This window comes from Microbacterium sp. P2_F9 (genome assembly GCF_056403635.1).
The window spans coordinates 1-9,663 of record NZ_JBFUFC010000145.1 but is presented as its reverse complement, the minus strand read 5'-3'; the positions used below and the strand labels follow the sequence as shown (position 1 = coordinate 9,663).

Below are 9,663 nucleotides of genomic sequence, written 5' to 3'. Positions count from 1 at the left end.
GGTCACGCCGCTCCTAGCCGGCCTGTGGTGGACCGGCGTCGTGTACGCACCCGGTGTTCCCGCTGCCCGGCCGGATCGCGGCATCCTCTCCGTCCTCGTGGCGATGGTGCTCATCGCCGTCGTGACCGCGCTCAGCCTGCGGTGGATGCGGGTTCGCGTGCCCGGTGTGCTCGGCGGATGGCTTGCGGCGCTCGTCGCGGGTGGAATCGTGGGCGTCGTCCAGGCGATCGTGGTCGTCGTGGTCGACGGGATCCAGAGCGACATCTGGCCGCTCATGGCCGCGTACATCGCCGTCGCCGACGGTCTCGCCTATGGCGCGTGCCTCGGCTGGATCGTCGGACTGACCGCAATCCTGGCGGATCGCATGCGCACACGTCGAGGCACCCGCGTGCTTCAGCTGGCAGCCGGGGTCGTCGCGGTGCTCGCGGTGACCGTCACGCTCACCGCCCCTGTGCCGGGAGCGGCCGCCACCCCGCAGGCACCCGCCGAAGACGTCCCGGTCGGTTTCCTGCGCGCTGACGACGATGTCATCGCCGACGGAAACGGCAACGAGGTGCTGCTGCGCGGCGTGAACGTGAATCAGCTCGTGCACTTCTACCGTCCCCGTGCCGACGTCGAAGACACCCGGCCGCTCACCGAGGACGACTTCGCCGCCATCGCCGAGCAGGGCTTCAACGTCGTGCGGCTGGGGCTTTCGTGGTCGGCGCTCGAGCCCGAGCGCGGCGAATTGGATCAGACCTACGTGGACCAGATCACCGAGGCTGTCCACTGGGCGAAGAAGTACGGGATCTACACCGTGCTCGACATGCACCAGGACGGCTGGTGGAACGAGGGCACGCCGGAGGGGACGCAATGCCGACCGGGCACCGACCCGATGTGGGGCTACGACGGCGCACCCGTGTGGGCGACTCGCACGGATGGGGCTCCGCGCTGCCAGTTCCAGGGCCGCGACATCTCGCCGGCCGGTGACCGTGCGTTCCAGAACTTCTACTTCGACACCGACGGAGTCCAGGGTTCCCTCGTCGCGACCTGGGCGAAGCTCGCGGCGCTGTTCCACGACGAGCCCGCCGTCGCCGGGTACGACCTGCTGAATGAGCCGGGCTTCGGCGAGACCGCGCCGGTGACGACATCCTTCCTGCTCGGCCGCTTCTACGACCGGGCGATCGACGCGATCCGCGCCGAGGGCGCCCCGCAGATCGTCTTCATCGAGCCGAGCATCCTGTGGTCGGGGCTGGGGTTCGACAGCGGCCCCACACCCGGGTTCACCAGCGACACCAACCTCGTGTACTCGCCGCACATGTACGCCGAATCGATCACGATGGACCGCTCGCTCGGCTTGCCGCCGATCGTCTCGATGGAGCGCCAGTTCGAGCTGGCTACGCGCGCGGCGGACAGCTTCGGCATGCCGCTGTGGTCGGGCGAGAACGGCTATTGGGGTGATGACGCCGATCGCGTGCAGCGCCTCACTCGCTACGCCGACCTCGAGGACGAGTACATCCTCGGCAGCGCCTACTGGGTGTGGAAGCAGGCCTGTGGTGACCCGCAGGGCGGCATCAACGACATGACCGATTCGCTCATGCGCCAGGACTGCACCACCGGCGAGGACGCCGCCCCCCGCGACGACCTGCTCGAGATCCTCAGCCGCGCCTACCCGCGCAGTGCCCCCGGGGTGCTCACGTCGCTCACCGCGGAGGGAGCGGATGTCGCGCTCGCCGGCACCACGGACGACGGGGGCTGCGGACTCGAGGTGTGGGTCCCCGGCTCGACGGAGCCGAACGTCGAGACCACCGGTGTCACCGAGGTCGAGACGACCAAGGTCGCGGGCGGCTGGAGCGTGACCGGCTGCGCCGAGGGCGACTACACGCTGTCCACGGACGGGTAGCCGGGGGCGTCGTCATGCCGGAGATCGTCGAGGTCGTCAGAGAGGCGCTGCGGGCAGCGGCGGATCCTGCGCGCGCGCCGGGCCAGCAGGCCTACATGAAGTCCGAGATGCCCTTCCTGGGCGTCACGCTTCCGGAGGTGCGACGCCTCGTCCGCACGGCGGCTTCGCAGACCACGGATGCCGCCATCCTGCGGGCCGCGGCATCCGAACTGTGGGATGACGCATCGCACCGCGAAGAGCGCTACGCGGGCATGCTGCTGCTCGGACTGCGCCCGACGAGAGCGCAATGGGAGAACGTCACGCTGATTGAGCACATGGTGCGAACCGGCCGGTGGTGGGACATCACCGACGAGCTCGCCCATCGCCTCGCCGAACTGCATGACGTGCTGCCCCGCGAGACCGCCGACCTGCTGCGCCGCTGGAGCACGGATGCCGAGCTGTGGGTGCGGCGGATCGCGATCCTCTCCCAGCTGGGGCGCCGCGACCGCGTCGACCGCGAGCTGCTGGCCGGGCTCATCGAGCCGAATCGGCCCGACACCGACTTCTTCATCCGGAAGGCGATCGGCTGGGCGCTCCGCGAGTACGCGCGCGTCGATCCGGACTGGGTCCGCGGCTACGTCGCCACACACGAGCTCAGCCCGCTGAGCCGTCGTGAAGCACTCAAACACCTGACGCCATGATGTGACGAACGCTTCGCAGCCGCGCACGCAGGAGATCTGCATGTCCGCATGCCCCGCGGAGGATAGCCTGGAGGTCGAGCCAGCTTCTGGAGAGTCCCCTTGACTGACGCCCCCATCTCGTCGGATGTGTCCTATCCCGCCGACGGATTCGCCCTGTTCCCCGACCGATCCGTCATCGCGCTGCGCGTGAACGGCGAACTGAAAGACCTCGCGACGACTGTCGCCGCGACGGATGCCGTCGAACCGGTCACGATCGACAGCGCCGACGGTCTCGGCATCCTGCGCCACTCGACGGCGCACGTGCTCGCGCAAGCCGTCCAGCGGATCAACCCGCAGGCGAACCTCGGCATCGGCCCGCCGATCACCGACGGCTTCTACTACGACTTCGGCGTCGAGCAGCCCTTCAGCACCGATGACCTCAAGGTGATCGACAAGGAGATGGCGCGCATCGTCCGGGAGGGCCAGCGCTTCGTGCGCCGGGTCGTCACCGACGAGCAGGCCCGTGCCGAGCTCGCCGCCGAGCCGTTCAAACTCGAGCTCATCGGTCTCAAGGGCCCTTCGACAGGCTCAGGGACCGACGCCGCAAGCTCAGCGACCGCAAAGGTCGAGGGCGCGTCTGTCGAGGTCGGCGCCGGCGAGCTGACGATCTACGACAACGTGAACCGCGACGGCGAGACGGTCTGGAAGGACCTCTGCCGCGGCCCGCACGTGCCCAGCACCCGCATGATCGGCAACGGCTGGGCGCTCACCCGCGTCGCCGGCGCCTACTGGCGGGGGAGTGAGAAGAACCCCCAGCTCCAGCGCATCTACGGCACCGCCTGGCCGACGAAAGACGAGCTGCGTGCCTACCAGCAGCGGCTCGAAGAGGCGGCGAAGCGCGATCACCGCAAGCTCGGGCGTGAACTCGACCTCTTCTCGTTCCCGGAGGAGATCGGCTCCGGCCTGTCGGTGTGGCACCCTCGCGGCGGGATCATCCGCGGCGAGATGGAGCAGCATGCCCGTCGGCGCCACATCTCCGGTGGCTACACCTACGTGTACACCCCGCACATCGCGAAGCGGGATCTCTTCCTGCAGTCGAACCACCTCGTGACGTACAAGGAGGGGATGTTCCCGCCGGTCCACCTCGACGAGGAGCGGGACGAGCACGGCGAGATCACCAAGCACGGCGTCGATTACTACCTGAAGCCGATGAACTGCCCGATGCACATCCTCATCTACAAGGAGCGCGCCCGCAGCTACCGCGACCTGCCGATGCGCCTCGCCGAGAACGGCACCGTCTACCGCAACGAGCTCTCCGGAGCGCTGCACGGCCTCACTCGCGTGCGGGGCTTCACGCAGGACGACTCGCACCTGTTCGTCACCCCCGAGCAGCTCGAAGGCGAGGCCACCCGCGTGCTCGACTTCGTCATCTCGATGCTGCGCGACTTCGGTCTCGAGGACTTCGAGCTCGAACTCTCGATGCGCGACGACGAGAAGGCGAAGTGGATCGGCAGCGACGAGTTCTGGGAGTACTCGACGAACGCTCTCCGCAATGTGGCGATCGCCAGCGGTCTCAAGCTGACCGAAGTCCCGGGTGAGGCAGCCTTCTACGGGCCGAAGATCGACCTGAAGACGAAGGATGCGATCGGCCGCACGTGGCAGCTGTCCACTGTGCAGGTCGACCCCAACCTGCCCGAGCGGTTCGAGCTCGAGTACACCGATCGCGACGGCCAGAAGAAGCGGCCGATCATGATCCACCGTGCCCTCTTCGGCTCGATCGAGCGGTTCTTCGCGATCCTCCTCGAGCACTACGCAGGTGCGTTCCCGGTGTGGCTGTCGCCCGTGCAGGTCGTCGGCATCCCGGTCGCCGAGGAGTATGCGGACTACCTCGGCGCAGTCGTCGACCGGCTCAAGGCCGAGGGCGTGCGCGCCGAACTCGACCACAGCGACGATCGGATGCAGAAGAAGATCCGCACGCACACGACGCAGAAGGTGCCGCTGCAGCTGATCGCGGGGGAGCAGGACCGTGCCGGCGGAACCGTCTCGTTCCGCTTCCGCGACGGCACCCAGCAGAACGGCGTGCCGATCGACGAGGCCGTCGCGCGCATCCTCGGCGCGATCAGCACGCGTGCGCTGGTGGACACCGCGGAGGATCTGGCGTGACCCTTCGACGGGCTCAGGGACCGGTCGGCGCTCAGGGACCGGTTGCGGCTCAGGGACCGGCAGGTGACTGACGACGCGGAGCTCATCTCCGCCGCCGAGCTGCCTGGTGTCCCCGACGAATTCCAGCGACTGTGGACCCCGCACCGGATGGCCTACATCCAGGCGGGACCGGAGCCGCTGCGCAAGACGTGCCCGTTCTGCGCAGCCCCTGGGCTGTCCGACGAGGACGGCCTCATCGTGCATCGCGGCCGCACCGCCTACGTGCTGCTGAACCTCTTTCCGTACAACTCCGGCCATCTGCTGGTGTGCCCGTATCGCCATGTCGCGCTGTACGACGAGGCGACCACTGAGGAGGTCGCCGAGATCGCCGCGCTCACCCAGCGCGCGATGCAGGTCGTGCGGACGACGTCGCACTGCGACGGCTTCAACATCGGCATGAACCAGGGCCAGGTCGCGGGTGCCGGCATCGAAGGCCACCTGCATCAGCACATCGTGCCGCGCTGGGCCACCGACGCGAACTTCTTCCCGATCATCGCGAAGACCAAGGCGCTTCCTCAGCTGCTGGGTGACGTGCGTCGAGCCATCGCCGACGCGTGGCAGGACTGAAACCCGGTCCAGTCGTCTCCCATCGGCCCGCCCGCACGGCGGGCGCGGCATCCGGCGCGAACTAGAATCGAGAGTTATGACCGACAGCACCTCCCGCAACCCCCAGTCCGGCTCCACCTCCGCCACGGGGTCCAGCCGGGTCAAGCGCGGCCTCGCCGAAATGCTCAAGGGCGGCGTCATCATGGACGTCGTGACCGTCGAGCAGGCGAAGATCGCCGAAGACGCCGGAGCGGTCGCCGTGATGGCCCTCGAGCGCGTGCCGGCCGACATCCGCGCGCAGGGCGGCGTCTCGCGGATGAGCGACCCCGACATGATCGACGGCATCATCGAGGCCGTCTCGATCCCGGTGATGGCGAAGGCCCGCATCGGGCACTTCGTCGAGGCGCAGGTGCTGCAGGAGCTCGGCGTCGACTACATCGACGAGTCCGAGGTGCTCTCTCCCGCCGACTACGTGAACCACATCGACAAGTGGGGCTTCACGGTCCCCTTCGTCTGCGGGGCGACCAACCTCGGCGAGGCGCTCCGCCGCATCAACGAGGGCGCGGCGATGATCCGCTCCAAGGGCGAGGCCGGCACCGGCGACGTCTCCGAGGCCACCAAGCACATCCGCAAGATCCTCGGCGAGATCAACGTGCTGCGTTCGCTCACGAAGGACGAGCTGTACGTCGCCGCCAAGGAGCTCCAGGCGCCCTACGACCTCGTCGCCGAGATCGCCGAGACCGGCAAGCTTCCCGTTGTGCTCTTCGTCGCCGGTGGCGTCGCGACGCCGGCGGATGCCGCGATGATGATGCAGCTCGGCGCGGACGGCGTGTTCGTCGGCTCCGGCATCTTCAAGTCGGGCAACCCGGCTGAGCGTGCCGCCGCGATCGTGAAGGCCACGACCTTCTACGACGACGCCAAGGTCATCGCCGACGTCTCACGGGGCCTGGGCGAGGCGATGGTCGGCATCAACGTCACCGACCTCGCCGCACCCCACCGCCTCGCCGAGCGCGGCTGGTAACCGCCCTGAGCATGTCGAGGCGCGTACACGTCGGCATCCTCGCCCTCCAGGGAGACGTGCGCGAGCACGCCCAGGTCCTTCGCGGACTCGGCGCCGAAGTCTCCCTGGTGCGGCGGCCGGCCGAATTGGCGGCCGTCGACGGCCTCGTGATCCCGGGCGGTGAATCGAGCGTCATCGACAAGCTCGCTCGCGCGTTCGACATGCAGGCGCCCGTCCGGGCGGCGATCGCCGCGGGAATGCCGATGTACGGCACGTGCGCGGGGCTGATCATGCTCGCCGACCGCATCACCGGCGCCATCGACGGGCAGGAGACCTTCGGGGGCCTCGACGTCGTCGTCGCCCGCAACGCCTTCGGCAGCCAGATCGACTCGTTCGAGACGGAGGTGTCGGTCGACGGATTCGACGGCGCTCCGGTGCAGGCGACCTTCATCCGCGCACCCCTCGTCACCGAAGTGGGTCCGCGCGCGACTACGCTCGCCGCGCTTCCGGGGATCGGCGTCGTCGCCGTCGAGCAGGGGAGCCTCCTCGGCACGTCCTTCCACCCCGAGGTTTCCGGCGAGACGCGCTTCCACGAAAGATTCCTCGCCCGAGTCCGCGCGGCCGCGTGATCTGACGGCATAGACAGCGACTACATTTCACACATGGCGATCAACGAGTGGTGGGGCGAGCACCCGGAAGAGCGCTACTGGATGATCGCGCCGTCGCGGGGAATCGTGGGCGACGCCCTCAGTGCGCCGAAGGCCTCCGACGACCGGCGGTTCGAGTGGTCGCACGAACTCGTCGGGTTCACCGAGCCGGGCGACACGCTCTTCGTCTGGGACCGCACCCTTGCGACCCCTGGTATCGGCGCGTGGGGCCGGGTGCTCGGACCGATGGGCGAGAGTGTGCTGTCACGGCACGGAACCGCAATGCCGCACTGGCGGATGCCGGTCAGCGACGCGCTGCGCCTGGCCTCGCCGATCTCGCTGCGGTCGCTGCGGCGGATCGGCTCGGAGATCGTCGCCGTGCGGGATCAGATCGAGGCGACGACCGAGGGGCCGATCTACTTCCCGTTCATCGGGTCGGCGGAGACCCTGGCGCCGGCGCCCGCCTACCTCACGAAGATGCCGCGCGACCTCGTCGCGCTGCTGTCGTCGCGGTTCGGCTTCGAGTTCGCCCTCTGACATGACCCGCTGGGTCGCGCTCCTGCGCGGGGTGAACGTCGGCGGCATCACGATCCGCAACGCCGATCTCGCCGCGCTGTTCCGCGACTCGCTCGGCTTCGCCGAGGTGCGCACCTTCCTCGCAAGCGGCAACGTCAGGTTCGAGACGGATGCCGCCACCGGCGCCCGAGCGGCGCTCAAATCGTTGATCGAGACGGCGCTGCGCGAGCGATTCGGGTACGACGCGTGGATCGTGCTCGTCACCCTCGCCGAACTCGAGCGGGCGATCGCGAAGTTCCCGTTCGACGAGGCGGACGCTGCTCGCCAGCCCTGGGTGGTGTTCTGCGTGGACACGGCCACTCGCGACGAGCTGGCCGAGGCCGCGGCATCCGTCGACCGTGCCATCGATCCCGTCGCACCCGGACCCGGTGTCGTGTACTGGAACCCGCCCAAGGGCTCGTCGACCGACACGGCGTTCGCGAAGGTGCTGGCCAAGGCCGCCTACAAGTCCCGCACCACCAACCGCAACCTGCGCACGCTGGTCAAGATCGCCGCGTGACCCGTGGCGTCATCCGGCGCCGATCAGCCGACGGAACGCCTCCAGGGTCCGGTCGATGTCCGACGTAGTGGTCGCCCACGACGACATCGAGCAGCGCAGCACCGCGTGCCCCTGCCACTCCGCGCCGGTGAGCGCCGCGGTCCCCTCGGCGAGGATCGCGGCGCCGAGCTCTCGCGTCGCGGCGTCGTCGTCGAGCCGGAACATGACCTGGGTGTACGGGACGTCATTCACGACCGTCACGCCGTCGATCGCGCGCAGCCCAGCCGCCATCGCCAGGGCGTTGTCATGGAGCCGCTCCACGAGTTCGGACACGCCGGTACGCCCCAGGCTCCGCAGCGCCGCCCAGACCGGCACGCCGCGCGCCCGGCGGGAGAGCTCGGGGGTCACATCCCACGGGTCGAGCCCGGTGTACATCAGGTAGTCCCCGCCGGTGCGGAACATCGCGATCGAGTCGGCCGGGTCGCGCACGATCGCCATGCCGCAGTCGTACGGCACGTTGAGGGTCTTGTGCGCGTCGGTCGTCCACGAATCGGCGGCCGCGAAACCCGTGACGAGCGGGCGGAGGCGAGCGGATGCCGCGGCCCACAGCCCGAACGCACCGTCGATGTGCACCCACGCGTCGTGTGCGCGCGCGATCGGGATGAGCTCGTCGAACGGGTCGAACGCGCCGGTGTGCACCTCACCGGCCTGCAGGCACACGATCGTCGGGGAGGTCTCGGATCCTTCCAGCGCCGCCGCCAGCGCGGTCGGGATCATCCGGCCCTGATCGTCGGCCGCGACGACGACCAGCTCCTGCGAGCCGATCCCGCAGAACCGCGCCCCACGGTCGATGGATGCGTGACGGTGCTCGCCGACGACCAGTCGCACGTGAGGTGCCTCGCGAAGCCCGCGCTCGGCGAGATCCCAGCCCACCCGGCGCAGCACCGCGTGCTGCGCGACGGCGAGGCAGACGAAGTTCGACACCTGGGCGCCGGTCACGAACCCCACCGAGGCGCCCGTCGGCAGCCCGAGGAGCTCGCACAGCCACTGGCCGGCAACGCGTTCCAGCGCCACCGTGGCCGTGGTCATCGTGCTCGATCCGCTGTTCTGGTCCCAGGCGGACACCAGCCAATCCGCTCCGAGCGCCGCCGGGAGGGTCCCGCCGATCACGAATCCGAAGAACCGCCCGCCTGGGATCGCGACCAGGCCTGGGTCGGCACGCCTCGCGAGGTCGGCGACCAGCTGCGCGGCATCCGTCCCCGCCACAGGGAAAGGGCCACCGAACTCGGCGAGCATCTCGTCCAGGCTCGCTCGCGGCCATACCGGCCGATCGTCGAGGCCGGCGAAGAAGTCGGTGGCACCCCGGCGCGCTGCATCCAGCGCGCGCTCACGCTCATCCATGGGGCCAGTGTTCTCCCGGCCGCGCCCGGGCACAACAGACCGCATCGCACGAGGACGCGTGAAGCACGGTGCGTGCGGGCTCCTGCGCACCGGACGCTGCCGGATCGGCATCGTAGACTGGACTCCATGTCCGGCCACTCCAAGTGGGCGACGACGAAGCACAAGAAGGCCGTCATCGACGGGCGCCGTGCGAAGTCCTTCGCCAAGCTCATCAAGAACATCGAAGTCGCAGCCAAGATCGGCGGTGCCGATCTTGCCGGCAACCCCACCCT

The 9,663-nt window shown here is 69.2% G+C and carries 9 protein-coding genes and 1 pseudogene; 9 read left to right on the top strand and 1 reads right to left on the bottom strand.

Annotated features, from left to right (window positions below):
* From AC1DVT_RS14345 to AC1DVT_RS14310, 8 genes are all read left to right on the top strand, one after another.
* Positions 1 to 1,882 (top strand): glycoside hydrolase family 5 protein (locus tag AC1DVT_RS14345; protein WP_477389718.1); only part of this gene is annotated, 1,882 nt, incomplete at its 5' end.
* A 14-nt stretch (positions 1,883 to 1,896) separates the two neighbouring features.
* The gene (locus AC1DVT_RS14340) at positions 1,897 to 2,562 is read left to right on the top strand and encodes a DNA alkylation repair protein (RefSeq protein WP_477389717.1); all 666 of its coding nucleotides are present in this window, start codon (positions 1,897 to 1,899) and stop codon (positions 2,560 to 2,562) included.
* A gap of 99 nt (positions 2,563 to 2,661) precedes the next feature.
* The gene (gene thrS, locus AC1DVT_RS14335) at positions 2,662 to 4,704 is read left to right on the top strand and encodes a threonine--tRNA ligase (protein WP_477389716.1); all 2,043 of its coding nucleotides are present in this window, start codon (positions 2,662 to 2,664) and stop codon (positions 4,702 to 4,704) included.
* Between the two features lie 63 nt (positions 4,705 to 4,767).
* Positions 4,768 to 5,310: an HIT family protein gene (locus AC1DVT_RS14330; protein ID WP_457098641.1), complete on the top strand. Its 543-nt coding sequence runs from the start codon at positions 4,768 to 4,770 to the stop codon at positions 5,308 to 5,310.
* Between the two features lie 76 nt (positions 5,311 to 5,386).
* Positions 5,387 to 6,310: a pyridoxal 5'-phosphate synthase lyase subunit PdxS gene (gene pdxS / locus AC1DVT_RS14325; protein WP_457098642.1), complete on the top strand. Its 924-nt coding sequence runs from the start codon at positions 5,387 to 5,389 to the stop codon at positions 6,308 to 6,310.
* Positions 6,311 to 6,321: 11 nt separating this feature from the next.
* On the top strand, positions 6,322 to 6,918 hold the full coding sequence (gene pdxT, locus AC1DVT_RS14320; protein ID WP_457098643.1) for a pyridoxal 5'-phosphate synthase glutaminase subunit PdxT: 597 nt from the start codon (positions 6,322 to 6,324) through the stop codon (positions 6,916 to 6,918).
* A 33-nt stretch (positions 6,919 to 6,951) separates the two neighbouring features.
* Positions 6,952 to 7,473 carry a hypothetical protein gene (locus AC1DVT_RS14315; protein WP_457098644.1) on the top strand — a complete coding sequence of 174 codons (522 nt, stop codon included), beginning with the start codon at positions 6,952 to 6,954 and terminating at the stop codon, positions 7,471 to 7,473.
* A 1-nt stretch (position 7,474) separates the two neighbouring features.
* Positions 7,475 to 8,011 (top strand): DUF1697 domain-containing protein, encoded by a 537-nt coding sequence (locus AC1DVT_RS14310; RefSeq protein ID WP_477389715.1) that lies wholly within the window; start codon positions 7,475 to 7,477, stop codon positions 8,009 to 8,011.
* Between the two features lie 9 nt (positions 8,012 to 8,020).
* On the opposite strand, the gene AC1DVT_RS14305 is transcribed toward AC1DVT_RS14310, so the two are convergent.
* Positions 8,021 to 9,391: a pyridoxal phosphate-dependent decarboxylase family protein gene (locus AC1DVT_RS14305; protein WP_477389714.1), complete on the bottom strand. Its 1,371-nt coding sequence runs from the start codon at positions 9,389 to 9,391 to the stop codon at positions 8,021 to 8,023.
* A 126-nt stretch (positions 9,392 to 9,517) separates the two neighbouring features.
* Between AC1DVT_RS14305 and AC1DVT_RS14300 the strand changes: the two are divergent.
* A pseudogene (locus AC1DVT_RS14300) lies at positions 9,518 to 9,663 on the top strand (YebC/PmpR family DNA-binding transcriptional regulator); the annotation flags it as partial.

Coding starts and splice junctions, on each gene's coding strand:
- AC1DVT_RS14310 (WP_477389715.1), top strand. CDS start 7,475: ATGACCCGCTGGGTCGCGCTCCTGCGCGGGGTGAACGTCGGCGGCATC.
- AC1DVT_RS14305 (WP_477389714.1), bottom strand. CDS start 9,391: ATGGATGAGCGTGAGCGCGCGCTGGATGCAGCGCGCCGGGGTGCCACC.
- pdxS (WP_457098642.1), top strand. CDS start 5,387: ATGACCGACAGCACCTCCCGCAACCCCCAGTCCGGCTCCACCTCCGCC.
- AC1DVT_RS14340 (WP_477389717.1), top strand. CDS start 1,897: ATGCCGGAGATCGTCGAGGTCGTCAGAGAGGCGCTGCGGGCAGCGGCG.
- pdxT (WP_457098643.1), top strand. CDS start 6,322: ATGTCGAGGCGCGTACACGTCGGCATCCTCGCCCTCCAGGGAGACGTG.
- AC1DVT_RS14315 (WP_457098644.1), top strand. CDS start 6,952: ATGGCGATCAACGAGTGGTGGGGCGAGCACCCGGAAGAGCGCTACTGG.